At 62.2% G+C, this 17,820-nt stretch carries 16 protein-coding genes and 1 pseudogene; 6 read left to right on the forward strand and 11 right to left on the reverse strand.

Annotated features, from left to right (window positions below):
* Positions 1–38: 38 nt before the first annotated feature.
* Positions 39–1,634: an NAD(P)/FAD-dependent oxidoreductase gene (locus GGR62_RS04340; protein WP_184406746.1), complete on the forward strand. Its 1,596-nt coding sequence runs from the start codon at positions 39–41 to the stop codon at positions 1,632–1,634.
* Positions 1,635–1,786: 152 nt separating this feature from the next.
* Here GGR62_RS04340 and GGR62_RS04345 read toward each other — a convergent pair whose 3' ends face one another.
* The 5 genes and pseudogenes from GGR62_RS04345 to GGR62_RS04365 all read right to left on the reverse strand — a co-directional run.
* Complete coding sequence (locus GGR62_RS04345) at positions 1,787–2,767, reverse strand: IS5 family transposase (protein WP_184406747.1); 981 nt, start codon at positions 2,765–2,767, stop codon at positions 1,787–1,789.
* A gap of 354 nt (positions 2,768–3,121) precedes the next feature.
* Positions 3,122–3,487: a hypothetical protein gene (locus GGR62_RS04350; protein ID WP_184406748.1), complete on the reverse strand. Its 366-nt coding sequence runs from the start codon at positions 3,485–3,487 to the stop codon at positions 3,122–3,124.
* A 279-nt stretch (positions 3,488–3,766) separates the two neighbouring features.
* Positions 3,767–6,853: a TonB-dependent receptor gene (locus tag GGR62_RS04355; RefSeq protein WP_184406749.1), complete on the reverse strand. Its 3,087-nt coding sequence runs from the start codon at positions 6,851–6,853 to the stop codon at positions 3,767–3,769.
* Between the two features lie 55 nt (positions 6,854–6,908).
* The gene (locus tag GGR62_RS04360; protein ID WP_184406750.1) at positions 6,909–7,217 is read right to left on the reverse strand and encodes a hypothetical protein; all 309 of its coding nucleotides are present in this window, start codon (positions 7,215–7,217) and stop codon (positions 6,909–6,911) included.
* Between the two features lie 186 nt (positions 7,218–7,403).
* Positions 7,404–7,698: pseudogene (locus GGR62_RS04365) on the reverse strand (Plug domain-containing protein); the annotation flags it as partial.
* Between the two features lie 325 nt (positions 7,699–8,023).
* Between GGR62_RS04365 and apbC the strand changes: the two are divergent.
* Positions 8,024–8,875, forward strand: a complete 852-nt coding sequence (gene apbC / locus GGR62_RS04370; protein ID WP_184406751.1) for an iron-sulfur cluster carrier protein ApbC — start codon at positions 8,024–8,026, stop codon at positions 8,873–8,875.
* Between the two features lie 96 nt (positions 8,876–8,971).
* Positions 8,972–9,541 carry a dCTP deaminase gene (gene dcd, locus GGR62_RS04375; protein WP_055850006.1) on the forward strand — a complete coding sequence of 190 codons (570 nt, stop codon included), beginning with the start codon at positions 8,972–8,974 and terminating at the stop codon, positions 9,539–9,541.
* 22 nt (positions 9,542–9,563) lie between these two features.
* Here dcd and GGR62_RS04380 read toward each other — a convergent pair whose 3' ends face one another.
* The 4 genes from GGR62_RS04380 to GGR62_RS04395 form a co-directional block, all read right to left on the reverse strand.
* Complete coding sequence (locus GGR62_RS04380; RefSeq protein ID WP_184406752.1) at positions 9,564–9,749, reverse strand: DUF5668 domain-containing protein; 186 nt, start codon at positions 9,747–9,749, stop codon at positions 9,564–9,566.
* Between the two features lie 262 nt (positions 9,750–10,011).
* Entirely contained in the window at positions 10,012–10,179 is a 168-nt protein-coding gene (locus tag GGR62_RS04385; protein ID WP_042598366.1) for a DUF5668 domain-containing protein, read from the reverse strand.
* Positions 10,180–10,206: 27 nt separating this feature from the next.
* Entirely contained in the window at positions 10,207–10,623 is a 417-nt protein-coding gene (locus GGR62_RS04390; protein ID WP_184406753.1) for an HIT family protein, read from the reverse strand.
* 17 nt (positions 10,624–10,640) lie between these two features.
* A complete protein-coding gene (locus tag GGR62_RS04395; protein WP_184406754.1) occupies positions 10,641–11,303 on the reverse strand; it encodes a dienelactone hydrolase family protein in 663 nt (220 codons plus the stop codon).
* 297 nt (positions 11,304–11,600) lie between these two features.
* Between GGR62_RS04395 and rimO the strand changes: the two genes are divergently transcribed.
* Positions 11,601–12,974, forward strand: a complete 1,374-nt coding sequence (rimO, locus tag GGR62_RS04400) for a 30S ribosomal protein S12 methylthiotransferase RimO (RefSeq protein ID WP_184406755.1) — start codon at positions 11,601–11,603, stop codon at positions 12,972–12,974.
* Between the two features lie 164 nt (positions 12,975–13,138).
* Here the strand turns inward: rimO and greB are convergent, their stop codons facing one another.
* Entirely contained in the window at positions 13,139–13,645 is a 507-nt protein-coding gene (gene greB, locus GGR62_RS04405; RefSeq protein WP_184406756.1) for a transcription elongation factor GreB, read from the reverse strand.
* 106 nt (positions 13,646–13,751) lie between these two features.
* Between greB and GGR62_RS04410 the strand changes: the two genes are divergently transcribed.
* The gene (locus tag GGR62_RS04410; RefSeq protein WP_184406757.1) at positions 13,752–15,218 is read left to right on the forward strand and encodes a rhomboid family intramembrane serine protease; all 1,467 of its coding nucleotides are present in this window, start codon (positions 13,752–13,754) and stop codon (positions 15,216–15,218) included.
* Between the two features lie 62 nt (positions 15,219–15,280).
* Here GGR62_RS04410 and GGR62_RS04415 read toward each other — a convergent pair whose 3' ends face one another.
* Positions 15,281–16,555, reverse strand: a complete 1,275-nt coding sequence (locus GGR62_RS04415) for a hypothetical protein (protein WP_184406758.1) — start codon at positions 16,553–16,555, stop codon at positions 15,281–15,283.
* Between the two features lie 534 nt (positions 16,556–17,089).
* Between GGR62_RS04415 and nudK the strand changes: the two genes are divergently transcribed.
* Positions 17,090–17,689: a GDP-mannose pyrophosphatase NudK gene (nudK, locus tag GGR62_RS04420; RefSeq protein WP_184406759.1), complete on the forward strand. Its 600-nt coding sequence runs from the start codon at positions 17,090–17,092 to the stop codon at positions 17,687–17,689.
* Positions 17,690–17,820 lie beyond the last annotated feature (131 nt).

Below are 17,820 nucleotides of genomic sequence, written 5' to 3' on the forward strand. Positions count from 1 at the left end.
AATGGTCCAGCTGTGCAAGCGGTGCTATATACGGTTGCATGTCTACCGCTTCCCAACCGTTGGACGCTTTGATCATCGGCGCCGGCCATAATGGCTTGGTATGCGCTGCGTATCTGGCCCGGGCCGGTAAACGCGTGCTGGTACTGGAGGCGCGCAACGTGGTTGGCGGCGCAGCGGTCACCGAAGAATTTCATCCCGGATTTCGTAACTCGGTGGCGTCCTACACGGTGTCGTTGCTGCAGCCCAAGGTCATCGACGATCTTGCGCTGGAGCGGCACGGGTTACGCGTGGTGGCGCGCCGCATCAACAACTTCTTGCCGCTGCCCACTGGCGAGTACCTGCTCGCGGGCGCAGCGCGCACCGCTGTGGAAGTGGCCAAATTCTCCGCGCGCGATGCCGCTGCACTGCCAGCCTATGAGGCGCGCCTGGAACAACTGGCCGATGTCTTACGTGCGCTGGCTTTGCAGCCGCCACCGGATGTCACCGATGCCGGATGGCTGCGTGCGTTGCCGCAGCTGTGGCGTGCGGGCAAGGTGGGACTGCAACTGCAGGAATTACCGCTCGCGTTGCGGCAAGACCTGCTGGACCTATTCACCATTTCGGCCGCCGAGTATCTGGATCGCTGGTTCGAAAGCGCGCCGATCAAGGCGCTATTCGGCTTCGACGGCATCGTCGGCAACTACGCCAGTCCGTACACGCCGGGCACCGCCTATGTACTACTGCATCACGTGTTCGGGCAGAGCAATGGCGTCAAGGGCGCATGGGGTCACGCCATCGGCGGCATGGGCGCCATCACCCAGGCGATGGCGGCCAGTGCGCGCGACTCTGGCGCGCAGATTCGGACCGGCTGTGCGGTGGGGCGGGTGCTGGTGGAACAGGGACATGCGGTGGGCGTGGTGACGGCCGATGGCGAAACGCTCCGCGCGCGTGCCGTGGTTGCGAACGTCAACCCGAAGTTGCTCTATCAGCGCTTGATGCGAGCCGAGGACGTCCCGGAGGCCACGCGCGAACGCATCGCCCATTACCGCTGCGGTTCGGGCACCTTTCGCATGAACGTCGCGCTGTCGCGTCTTCCCGATTTCACGGCGCTGCCAGGCGCTGGCGATCATCTCACTGCCGGCATCATCCTGGCTCCGAGTCTGGATTACATGGATCGCGCCTGGCAGGACGCACGCGCATCGGGATGGTCGCGCGAACCGGTGGTCGAATTGCTGATACCCAGCACGCTGGACGACTCGCTGGCACCGACCGGCCAGCATGTGGCCAGCCTGTTCTGTCAGCACGTTGCACCGCAACTTCCCGAAGGCCGGCACTGGGACGATCATCGCGAGGAAGTCGCCGATCTGATGATTGCAACGGTCGAGCGCTACGCGCCAGGATTCGCCGCATCGGTAGTGGGCCGGCAGATCCTCAGCCCCCTCGATCTGGAGCGCATCTTCGGCCTGATCGGCGGCGACATTTTCCACGGCGCGCTCAGCCTCAATCAACTCTTCAGCGCACGCCCGATGCTCGGGCAGGGCGCGTATCGCGGTGCGGTGCCGGGGTTGTATCTGTGCGGGTCCGGGACGCATCCCGGCGGCGGTGTGACCGGAGCGCCTGGGCATAATGCGGCTCGGGTGATTTTGGGTGGGTGATGCCTATTGCTTAAAACACGCGCCCCCCGCGAGCTAAGGAAGGTCTGAACAATGAGGCCTGAGAGTGCGGGATGTCGCATCGTTCCGGAGAGTCGCGTTTGGATCTTCGGATTTTTCGCAATTTCTGAAGCTTTCCTTGGGAATTCCCCGGGTTACAGGCGCACGCTCCCCATCGTCGGCAGTAACTGCTTTCGCTTCATCCACAGGTTCGATAGCGCAAACAAGGTCAGCACCTGCGCGGTGTTCTTGGCCAGGCCGCGATAGCGGACCTTGGTGTAGCCGAACTGGCGCTTGATCACCCGGAATGGATGCTCCACCTTCGCGCGCACGCTGGCCTTGAAGTGTTCCCAACGCTGTTCCCGAGCACGCTGGCGTTTGTTGCCGAGGGCTTGCACCGTCGAGGGCCTGGCGGCGATGAAGAATGCAGCCTTGCAGGCCTGCAGTTCTTCGCGTTTGTCCGCACCGGTGTAGCCGCTATCGCCGAACACGCTGTCTTCTTTGCCATGCAGCAACGTGTGCATCACCGTGACATCGGCGACATTGGCGGCTGTGCAATGGACGTGGTGCACCAGCCCGGAAAATTCATCCACGCCGATGTGCGCCTTCATCCCGAAATACCACTGATTGCCCTTCTTGGTCTGATGCATCTCAGGGTCGCGCGCGTGGTCGGCATTCTTGGTCGAACTGGGCGCCGCGATCAGCGTCGCATCGACGATCGTGCCCGACCGCAGGCTCTGGCCCTTGCGCACCAGATGCGCGTTGACGGCTTCCAGCATCCGTGCGGCAAGGCCATGGGTCTCCAGCAGGCGGCGAAAGTTGAGAATCGTGGTCTCGTCGGGAATGTCGTCCAAGCCACCGAGCTGGGCAAAGCGCCGCAAGGTCGGAATCTCGTGCAGCGCTTCTTCCATCGCCGGATCGCTCAGCGCATACCACTGCTGCAGCAGATGAATCCGCAACATCGTCGCCAGTGCGTACGGCTGCCGCCCTGGCCGGCCCGACACCGGATAGTGCGGCGCGATCAGCCCGAGCAGTTGCTGCCACGGAACCACCTGCTCCATCTCGGCCAGAAAGATCTCGCGCCGGGTCTGCTTGCGCTTGCCCAGGCCCTCAGCGTCACCGAACGTCAGTTGCATGGATCACTCCTCAACATGAGGCGGGTAGTGTCGCGTATCTGTGGTGCGTTGTTCAGAGGTTCCCTAAGAAAAAAAGGCCCCGAGAACCAAGGCCTTTGAGCAATGCATTACCTGATTAGCCATGTCTATCAGGCGGCTTATCGCTATCGGCCTGCAGACGGCGCTATTTGTCCTGAGGTTTTCCACGGTGCCTGCTGTCTGCGATGCTTATGCGGGTGCTGGCCCGACTTTTTCCAGCCAAGAACTTATCGCCGTATTAAGTTAGGCTGTTTAGGGAAAAGCGCGGAAGTGCTATAGCTGACGGTCAGGACTAATCAGATGCAAGTGGACTGGCCGCAGCTAACTCATCGGTTATCAGTTGTACAACCCGCGCTGCCACGGGCTGGTCAAGTAGCCGTTTGGCCATGGGCCGTCTTCGCACATGCCTTGCCCCCATGTATTGCAAAAGTCAGAGCGCAACTGCTGTGACAACCCTGTGTAGCTGATCGAGTTGACTTCACGCGTATCGCATACATAGCTGATGATGACGCGCTTGGCGGTCGATGTCGCCCCCTGATGCTCCGTCTGGTTGCTGCAATACAGGATGCTCTGACCAACTAAGTTTTCGTTGGCATCGAACCACATCCAGGTACGGCCGTACTGGGTCGCTGCTTTTACTTCCGGGGTGACAGTAAGGCCGCTCATCGCCACAAAGATTGAGGCCAAAAGTACTTTTTTCATTCAACTGGCTCCTTGTTGTGCCCCAACTCCCTTGAGGCGTGGGTCGTACTCTTTCCTTATTGGTCCTAAGTCTGCAGCCGAGTTATCGTTACAGGCTACAGAGTGGGCCATTTTTCCTCGAAATTGCTGGCCCGACATTCTTCAGTCAGAGTCATCGCCGCCTAGAATTAGGTTGATTTAGAAAAGAAAAAATGCAGGGTTGCTGCAGCTAAGGGTCATGGCTAATTCGGATGCACTAATTCACCGGAAGCGTCAGGACGACGCTTCCGGTGCTTGTGATCAGAAGTCGTAGGATGCAGACAGGCGCACGTAGCGCGGAGTGTTGTAGCTATAGTTTTCTAGGCCGATTCCATATGTGTTTGAAACCAGTCCGGGATCGGTCTCATAAACACCATCGATGCGCGTGACCGAACGATCATTGAAGACGTTGAACACTTGCAAGCCAACGGCCAGTTTATGATCGGCGAACGAGGGACGATATGTCACACCCAAGTCCATGTTCTTGATCCAGGGGGTCCGGCCGGCATCGCCAGGTCGCGATGGCTGACCTCCGCAATAGTGATAGGCCGATCCGTAGTTGATCGGATCCGGATTCTCTGGGTCATTGAAGTAGCCAAGGCAGGAAGCCGGGGTGCCTGACATTACGCGCAGGGTGGCTGACGCCATCCATTCGGGCGTGATCTGGTAGGCCCCGAACGCTTTCAGTTGATGGCGACGATCGTTTGCCAAGCTACCCCCCGCGTAATACATCAGCGCCGCAGCATCCCAGTCCTGCGTTTTGGAAACGTCAGATTGGCCGATGTCGGACTTGACTTGACCTTCGGTATTGCCATAGCTACGCGACCAGGTGTAATCGATGCGGCCATACCACTTTTCATCAAACGGGTGTTCCAAGAAAAGGTCAACGGCAACGTAACTACGCTTGGCCTTGTCAGTGAAACCCCAGTCCGATTGGGACATCTGCAGCTGGGTAAAACCCGATCCGTCGAGATTTGCGAGGTTGTAGGTATTGGTCTTGCCCGGATTGAAGATCACGCAATACGGGATATCGATGGTCCTGGGATCGATTCCTTGCGATGCAAGCTTCAGGTCGCCACGTGCATTGTAGTCATCGTTGTGCATGTCGCAGACGTCGTCGATTGCCGCTTCCAGCTTTCGATACGTTGCCTTGGCGCCCGAATTCCAACTTTCACCGATTGTCTTTTCAAAGCCAAGAATCAATTCGTCTTGATACTGGGATTTCAAATCGCTCGGTGCAAATGCACCTGGGTTGGGTGCTTGGCCAAATTCGCCATTGGCCGAGACCGCGCCCGGGCCGAATGGGGTCAAGCCAGTCGGTTCTCCGTTGGCATCGATACCTGTGTAGGTGAAATATTGATCCGTATAGGTGGACGCCGATGCTCCACGGATAGCAACGCTGTTGGGAAGCGCTAGGTAGTAGCGACCAAGATTTGCAAATACCTTCAAAGATGAGTCACCAAAGACATCCCAGCTTGCTCCCAGACGCGGAGCCCACTGGTCACCGCTATCCACGTAAGCGACGTGATCGCTGTTGAAGTTGGTGAACTGATCATTGCGGATACCGAGCGTCACAAGCCAGTTATCGTTGACTTGCCAGCGATCTTCCAGGTAATACGCTTTTTGCTCCACGGCCATGCTTGTGGTGGTGGTGAAGATGCGCTGTTGGGCGTAGAAGCCGTTCGAGCCCGGTCCGGCCGGACCGACTCCTAGCCCGGGACGTACTGGTGTCTGCTCTGTGAGAGCACGTCCATAGATCCATTGGTAACCGGGGCCAGTGGTACGTACGCCTTCGTCATAGGCATTGAAGTACATGTTGTCCACGCCAGCGGTGATGTCGTGGTCGCCCAATCGATAATTGAGCTCCAGACGCAGGCTGCGCGTCTTGTTGATCGGATCGTCGGCCTTCGCGCGGTTGGTCGTTTGATCGTTGCGGATCGGCGTACCGCCGTTAAACGCAGGGTTCTGGCTAGTGACGCTGCCCAGGAATGGTAGGTCAGAAACAGCGGGGTTGAATTGCTGATTATGCTGAGTGCTGCGTCCCCAGGTAGCATTTAAGGTCAGATCATCCGTCAAGTAGCTCGTGTACTTGAAGATGTCATAGCTATCTTTAATCTTGAATGTATCCGGAAAAGTTCCAGTGCGCTCACCACTCACTTCGCCGTCATAATCGAATGAAGTGTAGTAGCCGCTGCGGCGATCAGTGTTTTGAACGCGCGTGTATTCCAGAATGTTGCTGTCGTTGATGTTCCAGTCCAGCTTTCCGTAAAACTTTGGAGTGCTATATTCGTAATTATTACGAGCTTGAATGCTCGCATTGCTCGCATTTGTTCCTACACCATCGACCTTTTCCGTCTCACCGGCCACGAAGATGAATAGCCGATCTTCGATCAGGGGGCCGCCTGCATATGCGCTATAGACAGTGCGAGTCTGCTTATTGTCTTTGCCTGCGCGATACAGGGTGCCGGGTTGGTCAGGGGTGTCGTATTCGTATCCATCAGGGAGTGTTCTGTTTGGATACCACACATCGCCACGCGAACTCGCCAGCGAATCCGGCTCCCAAACCGTTTGCACGCCGAAGTGCCATTCATTCGTGCCGCGCTTGCCCAGTTGATTGATCACGCCGCCGGTCGAGCGACCGTACTTGGCGCTGTAGCCACCCGTATAGGTTTCCTGCTGGTCGATGGCGCCATACGGAAGGCTTACGCCGCCCAAGTTGCTGAGCGGATTACTGACGTTGAAGCCGTTGATGTAGTACGCATTTTCAGTGACGCCAGAACCGCCGAAGGACACCACAGAGCGCGAGCCGTTGTTGAATGCACCGGCGCCGGATACCGCACCCGGCGCAAGCAACGCAATCGCTTCGGCGCTACGTCCCAGCGGCAGTGTGGCCAACTGCTCGGAGGTGATCACCGAGCGAGAGCTGGTGGAGCTGACATCGATCTTCGGTGCGTTGGCCGCAGTGACCGTGATTGCACCAAGCGTGGTCGCATCCGCATTGCTGCCTGCGGCGCTGGCGCCTGCAAACGACACTTCGGTACCCGAGCCCACGCGCAACTGCACATTCTTGCGGGTATCGATCACCTGATCGCCGCGTTTCAGAGTGACCGTGTAGGCGCCGACCGGCAGCGAGCCCAGGTTGTAGCGGCCGTTCGCGTCGATGGTGATCGTGCGGCTCAGGCCGGTGTCGCTCTGCACGACGATGGTGCTGCCGGCTTCGGAGGGGGCGCTGCCGTAAATGCTGCCGGTGGTGCTTTGCGCGTAGACCGCGCCATTGGCGAGACAGGCGCCGAGCACGACGGCGAGGGCGGTGCGTTTAAGGACTTGGCGACGAAATTGGTTGCTCATTCCTGACCTTCAGCTTGAGTTCGATTAAGGGCGGTCATCGGGGAGTCAGATGGCCTTAATGCGAACGTAATGAATCTGTGCGTCCGGTCGCAAGCAGTTTGAATGCTTCGTTAATGAAAATGTTGAAATCCGCATCTAATGCGTGGATTTGCGCACAAATTGCCGGCGCTCGGCATGTGTGTGCACCAAATTGCTGCAAGTATTCATTTTTGTTAGTACGGGTGATGCAGGACGTCGATCTGCCACCGAACACTGCCGGCATGGAAGCGGCGGAAATCGTCACGTCCATGGCTATAGGTTTCATTTGAAAATATTTCTGTGCAAAAAGACCTCGCTCATCGGGCCCTTTTGATACCGCAGCCATCGAGCTGACTCAGAATCGGACAGTGGCGCCCAGATAGAGAACCGCCCGCGGTTGTCGTACAGCGCAGAGTTGCAGTCCGAGCGGAAGTAGTCGCATGGCGGGTGGCGTTGTCGACGTCGCTCTTTAAGCCGGGGAACTGATAGCCAAACTGGAACTTTTGGCAAGTGTACGAGCCGTTCCTGATCGGGCTGGCGTCAGCGCAGGCATGCGCGCCATCAGATCGCTGATGGTGGTCGCGCCGGTGGCGCGGATTTCCTCGGCGCTGATCGCGGTGACCGGCGAGGGTGTGACAAAGCCGGTACGCGCAATGCGCGAGCCGGTGACGGTGACCTTGTCCAGATCGGTGGTGCCGGGTGCGCCCCGTTTTTTCTGACTGCGCGGCAGCGTGGCCGGCAGAAGCGGCCAGCACGGCCAATAACGCGGTGCTCAAGCGATGACGCTGTGTGTGTTGTGGAAGACGCCTCCAGAGGAACTTGCGGATTCCTCTTCTAGGATTTGGCGAAACAGTGCTGCTGCCGAGCCCTGGCTGAGCTAGGTTCCGAGCGCAACAATTGCTTAATAATTTAATACATTTATGAAATAGTGTGTCGGCTGGCACATGCATGAGCGAGCAGCACACCTATCTGGTGACGGCTGGAAACGCATCTGCCCGTGGCCGAGTCGGTAAACTGACGATCTTTCCAGCGCTGCGGTCGGCGATGTACCCATCGCAGCCGTGGCAGCACACGACGAATCAGATAGGCAATGACGACGATGGTGCAACGCGCTTCAAGCAAGGCGATCAAGCCCTTTCAGGGCGCACGCGCATGACCGGCGAGCGCAGGATCCCCGCGCATGCGGTGCAGGGCGCACTGGCGCCGCATGCGCGGATCCGCAATGTGATCGCGGTCGGCTCCGGCAAGGGGGGAGTGGGGAAGTCCACCACGGCGGTGAATCTGGCGTTGGCCTTGCACCAGCAGGGCGCGCGCGTGGGTGTATTGGACGCGGATATCTACGGGCCGAGCGTGCCGGCGATGCTCGGCCTGAGCGGGCGGCCGGACAGCCCGGACAACAAGTCGATCGAGCCGCTGCGTGCGTTCGGCATCGAGGCGATGTCGATCGGCTTGCTGGTCGATCAGGACACGCCGATGATCTGGCGCGGGCCAATGGCGACCTCGGCGTTGACCCAGCTGTTCAACGACACGCTGTGGGACGACCTGGATTACCTGCTGATCGACCTGCCGCCAGGTACCGGCGATATCCAGTTGACGCTGTCGCAGAAGATCCCGGTGGCTGGCGCGGTGATCGTCACCACGCCGCAGGACATCGCCACGCTGGATGCGCGCAAGGCCTTGAAGATGTTCGAAAAGGTCGAGGTGCCGGTATTGGGCATCGTCGAGAACATGGCGGTGCATACCTGTTCCAAGTGCGGTCACCGCGAGCATCTGTTCGGCGAAGGTGGCGGCGAGCGCATGGCCGCGCAGTACGGGGTGCCCTTGCTGGGCTCGTTGCCGCTGGCGATCGCGATCCGCGAACAGGGCGATGCCGGCCAGCCGATCGTGGTGGCGGCACCGGAGTCGGCGGCAGCGCAGGCTTATCTGGCCGCCGCCGCGCGCCTGTCCGAGGAGCTGGGCAAGCGTCCGCGCGCCAGCATTCCGATCTCGGCTTCGTTGCTGTAGCGCACCGGCCGGCCGTCGGTGCCGGTCGCTTGCTAGAATTCGCCGTCTTCGCGCGGGCCGCTCGGCCCGTCGCCTTCCGTCTTCAAGGAACACCGCATGAGCATCAAGAGCGACCGCTGGATCAAGCGCATGGCCGAGCAGCACGCGATGATCGAGCCGTTCGAGCCCGGCCAGATCAAGCACGACGCCGCTGGCCAGCGCATCGTCAGCTTCGGCACCTCCAGCTACGGCTACGACGTGCGCTGCTCACGCGAGTTCAAGATCTTCACCAACATCAACTCGACGATCGTCGATCCGAAGCACTTTGATCCTGGCAGCTTTGTCGATGTCGAATCGGATGTCTGCATCATCCCGCCGAACAGCTTTGCGTTGGCCCGCACCGTCGAGTATTTCCGTATTCCGCGCGACACCCTGGTGGTGTGCCTGGGCAAGAGCACCTATGCGCGCTGCGGGATCATCGTCAACGTGACCCCGCTGGAGCCTGAGTGGGAAGGCCACGTCACGCTGGAATTCAGCAACACCACGCCGCTGCCGGCGCGCATCTACGCCAACGAAGGCGTGGCGCAGATGCTGTTTTTCCAGTCCGACGAAGTCTGCGAGACCTCGTACAAGGACCGCGGCGGCAAGTACCAGGGCCAGACCGGCGTGACCTTGCCGCGTACCTGATGCCGTGGTGCGGCCATGACCTTCAGCAGGTCGCGGTCGCCCGCTCGCGGTAGCGCAGCAGGTGGCGTACGCCGGCGGCGATCAGGAACGCCGGCCACCAGGTCGAAACCAGGTGGCCCAGATCGATACTGGCCAGCCCCAGGTTGTCCAGCAGGAAGAGCGTGCCCAGCGTGATCAGGAACAGGGCGGGGATCAGGCGATAGCGCATGGCGGTGTGCTCGGTAGGTGTGAGGCCATGCTGCGCGCGATGCGCCTGTCGATCAGGTGCCGGACGTCAACGATTGAGGATGACAGACGTCATGTCGGCAAAGCCGACAGGCAGCCGGGGCACGGGCTGGCGAATCAGTGGGCTGGACGGGCTAGCGCGCAAGCAGGGCAACGTCTCTCGGAAGACAACCAGGCAAGCGGGGGAATCAACAGCGCCCAAAGTCCGCTCTTACGATTCCCCAATCCCGATTCCCCATTCCCGGCTATTTGCCCCGCCCAAACAACATCCCCACACCACAGGCGACCAACGCCGCCGGCCACCACGTAGCGATCAGCCGGCCAAGACTGAGATTGGTCCAGCCCAGGTTGTTGGCCAGAAACAATAGCCCGACCAGGATCAGGATCAGCGCGGCGACGACATTGGATTTCATGCGAAAGAGTGGTTGAAAGACGGGTGCCTATCGTAGCCGCTGCGCCCACGCAGTGACATGCTGTTGCAGCGCATCGGCGTCGAAGCGCTGCGCGCTGCCGCTGCCCCAGACCGGCCCTGGCCAGGCCGCATCGCCGGGATGACGGCCGACCAGATGCACATGCAGCTGGCGCACGATATTGCCCAGCGCGCCGATGTTGAGCTTGGCGACCCCCGGCTCCACCCGCAGCAGCTGCGAGAGCTGATTGATCTCGGCCAGCAACAGGCGTTGCTGGCCGCCATCCAGATCGATCCACTCGCTGACCTCGGCCACCCGCGGCACCAGCACCAGCCACGGGAAGCGGCTGTCGTCCACCAGCCGCACCTGCGACAGCGGGCCGTCGGCGACGAACACGCTGTCTGCGGCCAGGCGCGGATCGAGCTGGAAGTCGCTCGTGCCGGACATGTGCGCTGCAGTCCCGCTCATCCCAGATGCGCGTCGAAGAAGCCCAGGGTGCGCTCCAGCGCACGCTCGGCGCTGTCGGCGTCGTAATGGGTGGGGTCGATGCTGCGGTTGAAGGCGTGGCCGGTCGGATACACGAAGGTCTCCATCTGCGGCAGTTTCTCGCGGTGGGCCTGGATGGCCTCGGGCGGAATGCTGGCGTCCTGCTCGCCGAAGTGGAACATCACCGGCGCCTTGGGCGTTTCGTCCAGCAGCTGGGTGTTGCGGCCGCCGTAATAGCTCACCGAGGGCAGGCCCAGGCGGATGGCTGACAGCAGCGCCACCGAGCCGCCCCAGCAATAGCCCACGGTGCCGACCTTGCCGGCGCGCGAGAGCAGGGTGGCGGCGGCTTTCACCACCTCCACCGCGCGATCCAGGCCGACCGCATTGGCCAGCGCCAGGCCGCGCTGCAGGCTTTGCTGGTCGTAAGGCAGTTGCACATCCTTTTCTTCCAGGTCGAAGAAGGCCGGTGCCAGCACTTCGTAGCCGCGTGCGGCGTAGTCGTCGGCGACTGCGCGGATATGTTCGTTGGCGCCAAAGATCTCCTGGATCACCACCAGGCCGCCGCGCGGGCTGGTGGCGGGTGTGGCGTGCCAGGCGGCGACCTGGCCGTCGGGGGTGTCGAGCGTGGTCCAGTGACCCATGGGAACTCCAGATGCTGTGCGGGGGAGGCGCGCATTATCGACTGGATCGGCGACGCGGTAGTGAGGATCTCGCTAAGCGCCGCGCTCGCGGAGGCTGCGTTCGCTGCCAGGCAGGCGCGGGCGGTGCACGCGCGACCGCGACAACGTGCCTTCGCGGTCTCTGCCCGCTATCGGCAAGATGGGGTCGGCCGCTGCCGAACGGCCTGGCCGGCGGTGCGGTTCAGGGCATCGCCCGGGCGCCGCTATAATCGGCGCACTCAGGCCCCAGGCCGCTCCGTTCCCCAGGCTCCTGCTTCCATGTCCCAGCTGAACCCCAAAGTCGGCTTCGTCAGCCTTGGCTGCCCGAAGGCGCTCGTCGATTCCGAACGCATCCTCACCCAGCTACGCGTGGAGGGCTACGACATCGTGCCCAGCTACGACGCGGCCGATGTGGTGGTGGTCAATACCTGCGGCTTCATCGATTCGGCGGTGACCGAGTCGCTGGACGCGATCGGCGAGGCGATGAACGCCAACGGCAAGGTGATCGTCACAGGCTGCCTGGGCAAGCGCCCGGAGCAGATCCGCGAAGCGTATCCGCAGGTGCTGGCGGTGTCCGGCCCGCAGGACTACCAGAGCGTGATGGAGGCGGTGCACGCCGCGTTGCCGCCGCGCCACGACCCGTTCGTGGATCTGGTGCCCGACTACGGCATCAAGCTGACCCCGCGCCATTACGCGTACCTGAAGATTTCCGAAGGCTGCAACCACCGTTGCAGCTTCTGCATCATTCCCTCGATGCGCGGCGACCTGGTGTCGCGCCCTGTGGACGAAGTGCTGCGCGAGGCCGAGCGGCTGGTGCGCGGCGGGGTCAAGGAATTGCTGGTGGTCTCGCAGGACACCTCGGCCTACGGCGTGGACCTGAAGTATGCCGAGCGCCCGTGGCGCGACCGCATGTACCAGACCCGCATGAAGGCGCTGTGCGAAGGGCTGTCGGAGCTGGGCGTGTGGACGCGCCTGCATTACGTGTATCCGTACCCGCACGTGGACGATGTGATTCCGCTGATGGCCGAAGGCAAGCTGCTGCCGTATCTGGATATTCCGTTCCAGCACGCCAGCCCGCGCATCCTCAAGCTGATGAAGCGGCCCGGCGCAGTCGAGAAGACGCTGGAGCGCGTGCAGCGCTGGAAGGCGATGTGCCCGGAGATCACCGTGCGCTCCACCTTCATCGTCGGCTTCCCCGGCGAGACCGATGCCGAGTTCGAATCCTTGCTCGACTTCCTGGATCAGGCCCAGCTCGATCGCGTCGGCGCGTTCGCGTATTCGCCGGTGGACGGCGCCAGCGCCAACGCATTGCCCGATCCGGTGCCGGAAGCGCTCAAGCAGGAGCGCCTGGCGCGCTTCATGGCCAGGCAGGCGGAGATTTCCGCCGCGCGCTTGGAATCCAAGATCGGTAGCGTGCAGCAATGCCTGGTCGATCTGATCGAAGACGATATCGCGGTGGCGCGCTCGCGTGCAGATGCACCGGAAATCGATGGCCTGGTGCACATCCAGAACGGCGGCGAGCTTGGACTGAAGGTCGGCGACCTGATTGATGTGGAAATCACCGACAGCGATGAGCACGATCTGTTCGGCGATGCACTGCCTGCCAATGCGCCGATCCAGCAGGGGCGCGCGTTGAATCTGCAGATGGTGTGAGGCGGCCTGCGTCATGTGCGATGGCTAGCTGTCGGCTTGCCACCGCACCAATGCGCGGCGCAGCGGTGGAGAGCGCCGCCTGAGCGCGGGTTGGCTACCGCCCGGCGCTTGTCAGCTGCGGCACACGCTGCGTTGATCGATCGCCGTGGCGCGTTCTTGGCTGCCTACTGCGCAGCGTAATCCACCGACACCACCACGAAGGTGTGCTTGCCGGACGGCAACTGCGCGTCGAATTCGTCATCCACGCGTTTTTTCAGCAGTGCGCGCGCCAGCGGCGAATCGATGCTGATCCAGCCGCGTCCGGCGTCGGTTTCGTCGGGGCCGACGATGCGGTAGCGCAGCAGTTCGCCGCTATCGGCGTCTTCCAGTTCGACCTGTGCGCCGAAGAACACCGCGCGCGGGTCGGTCGGCGCGGTGTCCACCACGCGCAGCGCTTCCAGCCGCTTACTCAGATACCGCACGCGCCGGTCGATTTCGCCAAGCTGCTTCTTGCGATAGGTGTACTCGGCATTTTCCGAACGGTCGCCTTCGGCGGCGGCCGCAGCCAGCGCACGCACCACCTCCGGCCGACGCACGCGCCAGAGCTCTTCCAGCTCGGCCTTGAGCCGGGCATGGCCGTCGGGCGTGATCAGCGCGGTGCTTTTTTCGGCAGGCGGGCGCCAGCGGCTCATGGGCGGTGCTTCGGACGGCGGGGGCGCGATGCTAGCGCGCATGGCCGGCTTGCGCATCTGCCGCCGCACAGCGAAGCTTTGCGCTTTCTCGGACACGGACGTCGTCATGCTGCTGATGCCGCTGCATAAGCCCTGGTCGCGCCAGAACATTCCCTGGGTGACGTTGCTGCTGGTGCTGATCAATGCGGTGGTCTACCTGGGCTATCAGCGCAAGGACGACGCGCTGGTCGAAAACGCCGTGCGCTACTACGTCGAATCCGGTCTGGGGGCATTGGAGGCGCAAGCGCATGCGCGCTATCTGGCGCAGACCGACGACGCCAGGCTGCGCGCCGCGCGCCAGGCCAAGCTGGATACGGTGCCGGGGCGCCAGCGCATCGCGTATCTGGCGCATCTGACGATGCACGATGTGGCGTTCGCACAGGCACTGCGCAGCGGCGCGCTGTTCAAGGACGAGGACGGTTTGCGCCAATGGCGCGCATTACGCGCGCCCTACGACGCGCGTCTGTCCAAGGTGTTCACGCTACGCCATCTGCAGCGCAGTTCGGAATGGTCGCCGGCACGCATGCTGTCGGCGACGTTCCTGCATGGCGATATCGACCACTTGCTGGGCAACATGCTGTTTCTGCTGGCGCTGGGCACCTTGCTGGAAGGCGCGATCGGCAGCGGTTGGTTCCTGCTGCTGTATCTGCTCGGCGGCTTCGGTGCGAGCGCGGTCAGCCTGTGGTGGCGTTGGGGCCAGCCCGGTGGCGGGTTGGGCGCCTCCGGTGCGATTGCCGCATTGATGGGCGCGTTCTGCGTGGTCTGGGGCCGGCGCAAGGTGCGCTTTTTCTACTGGTTCCTGGTGGTGTTCAACTACGTGCGTGGGCCGGCGATCGTGTTGTTGCCGCTGTGGTTGGGCTGGGAGTTGTATAGCCTGCTGTGGAGCGATAAGGGCAATGTCGCCTTCGAGGCGCATGCCGGCGGGCTGGTCAGCGGTGCGCTGCTCGGGGCGTTGCTGGTCTTGCTGCGGCAGACCCGCGCAGACTTCATGGAAGAGGGCGATGCCGTGTTGGTGGACGACCGCTGGGAGCGCGCGCAACGGCATCTGGGACGCATGGAAAATAGCGAAGCCGAACGCCTGCTGGCCGAGCTGGCCATCGAGCAGCCGCACAATCTGGAGATAGCAGTTGCGCGATATCGCGCCGCGCGCAATGCCGGCCGCAGCCAGGACAGCGTGCAGCATGCGGAAACGTCGTTGCGCACCCACACCCACACTGCAGAGCAGACGCGTGTCCAGTTGGCGGTGGCTGCAGAATTGAGCAAGGCCGGGATCGACTGCGCCGTGTCCGCACGCATCGCCTTGGTCGAGGCATGCCTGCGCAACGGGCTGCTGGCCGACGCCGAGCGGCTGTTGACGGAATACGCGCTCGGCGTGCCACGCGCCGCGCTCGCCCACTGCTGGTTTGCGCTCGCCTTGCGGCATGGCGAACGCCAGGCTGGCGAGCAACGTATGCGGGTGTTGCAGCTGGTGCTAAACCAGTTTCCCGAACAACCCCAGGCCAGCAAGGCGCGCTTTTTGCTCGACAACGGGTAACTGCGTTGGCGTGCTGATGTCCGCGATTGCAGATCGACGATCGGCGGTCCGTTGAGTGCCTGTTACGCCGGTTGAATCGCGACCGCTTTCAGTGCGGCTTCCAGCTTGGTGCGTTGCGCCGCGTCGTCGCAGCGATCCAGGGCGTTGTGCAAGACTGCACGGGCCTGGTCATCGCGGCCGAAGCGTTCGGCCAGCAGCAGGCCGGCGTCCAGCGACCATGCCGGCAGCATCGGATCGCGCGGCCACGCACCGATGGCGGCCAGCAGGCCGTCGATTGCCAGTTGGAACTGTCCGGCCATCTTGGCGCGTTCGGCCAGCAAGGTCGCCTGTTCGGGCAGCAACGGTGTGAATGCGGGATTGCCATCCAGTGCTTCGCGCTGCAGCGCCAGGGCGCGGCGCTGCTGTTTTTCCTGCAGCAAGCGACTGATGTACTGCCGGGTGTGTTCGTGCAGCGTGTCGCTGCGTTGCTGTTGACGGAGCAGGCGCTGATACAGTTCGTGCACCGCCAGGCTCACCGCACGCGAGCGTACCGCACCGCCCAGGACCTGGAGCGCGTCGCCGGAATGTCCCTCGCGCACGTGCTGCTCTGCATCGTCGAGCAAACGCTGGTCGGGGTCTTCGCGTTCGAGGGCGATGCCACCGCTTGGCGCATAGCCCAGTTCCTCGTGGTACTGGTAAACCAGATAGCCCATCAGGTGGAAGCTGGCGAACAGGCCCCAGATAGAGGCAATCACCACCGTCGCTTCGCGCACGACCGGAGGCAGGTAATGCATCGCCAGCAGGATTGCCGCCGTGCTGCTGCCCTGGATGACGTACAGCAGCCCGTATGCAGCCAGATACGGCCAGCCGATCCGCAGCGCCATGTCGAGCGACACCGCCGGATTGAGTGCGCGACGCAGACTGCCGTCGATGGCAAGCGAGATCAACATGCCCGGCAGCAGCAACTGGACCACCAGTGACGCGATTGTCAGGCCTGGCTTGCCGGCCAGCGCGCCTGCCGCCGCAATGACGATGCCCAGCGCCAACGCCAGCAGGATCAGCCGCAGCACCGCGCTATCGAAGCTGTTGTAGCCCAGCCGTGGCGCGTCGTACTCGCCGTTGGCACTGTGGCGGAGGATGTCGAAGGCGTAGGTGTACATGGCCATGCCCAGCACGCCCAGGACAAGCAGCTTCAGAATGCCGGGTAGCACCAGCAGCGCGCAGCACAGCGTCAGCGCGATCAACGCGTACAGGGCCGAGCCACGCAACGGATAGGTGGCGATGGCAGGAATACGGGTCCAGAACGGCGCCAGCGCGGATTGCGCGGCAACCTTGCGTGCGCGAAAACGGTCTTCCATGACGCTCTCCAGGCGTTGACGTGACGGGATTGTGCGGTGGTGTGCGTCGCTGCGCAATTGGGGCGTTCTGGCCCGCTCAGAGGGAAGGCGGCGACAGTGTGGGCAGCCGTTGGCTCGGGTTGCTGCGGCATATGGATTGGTCGGCCCGCGATCGGCAACCGCAGCGGCCGTGGGGTCGGCCTGCGTTGGTTGCCGCATGTACGGGCTGCCTGGGACGATGGGACCGCGACGGTAAGGGCAGAGCGCAACGCCGTTGTATGTCGATGCCGGTCGCCTCGGGATTGGTTGCGAGCTGGCGGCATACCGCTTTGCTCTGGCCAGATTCAGCGCCGCGCCGTCGGATACGTCGTGTTTGCAAGACAGGGTGAATGCGCTGCAGATAGCGTCTGACAGGTCCAGCGGTGTCAACGATCGTCTGGCGCTGCAATGCGTGATCGGTAGAATGTCGGCCACCGCAATCGTTGCGGTTTTTGAGCGATGCGGCGTGACCCTTGGCAACGCTGCATTGCTTGCATCGCACACAAGGAGTGTCGCTTGAATTCATCTGCCACTGGCAACCCGCAGGTTCGTATTCGCAGCATAGATGTGCTGTCTGACAACTGGTATGTGCTGCGCAAGGTGACGTTCGATTTCCAACGCAAGGACGGCCGCTGGCAGACCTTGTCGCGCGAGGCCTACGATCGCGGCAACGGTGCGACCATCCTGCTCTATAGCCGTGCCAAGCACACGGTGATGCTCACTCGCCAATTCCGCTTGCCGACGCTGCTCAACGGCAATCCCGACGGCATGCTGATCGAAGCCTGCGCCGGCTTGCTCGACCAGGACGATGCGCTGACCTGCATCCGCAAGGAAACCGAAGAGGAGACCGGCTACCGGATCGACAACGTGCGCAAGGTGTTCGAGGCGTACATGAGCCCCGGCTCGGTGACCGAGCGCCTGTACTTTTTCGTCGGCGAATACTTCGACGGCGACAAGGTCGGCGACGGCGGTGGACTCGAAGAAGATGGCGAAGAGATCGAGGTGCTGGAGCTGTCGCTCGACGCTGCGCTGGCGATGATTGCTACCGGCGAAATTGCCGATGCCAAGACGATCATGTTGCTGCAGTACGCCAAGTTGCATGGCGTGCTGGGGTAAGCGGCGAGTTGCGTTCTGCCCACGGAATGTCCGGCGGGAAGATGCTGGCGGCGTTATGCCCACTGGATCAGGCCCTAGCAGGAACCTGGTGTGTTGTCGTGGTCAGGATCGTGTTGCGGTTCCTGCGTGAG

This window comes from Xanthomonas sp. 3075 (assembly GCF_014197275.1).
GTDB lineage: Bacteria > Pseudomonadota > Gammaproteobacteria > Xanthomonadales > Xanthomonadaceae > Xanthomonas > Xanthomonas campestris_B.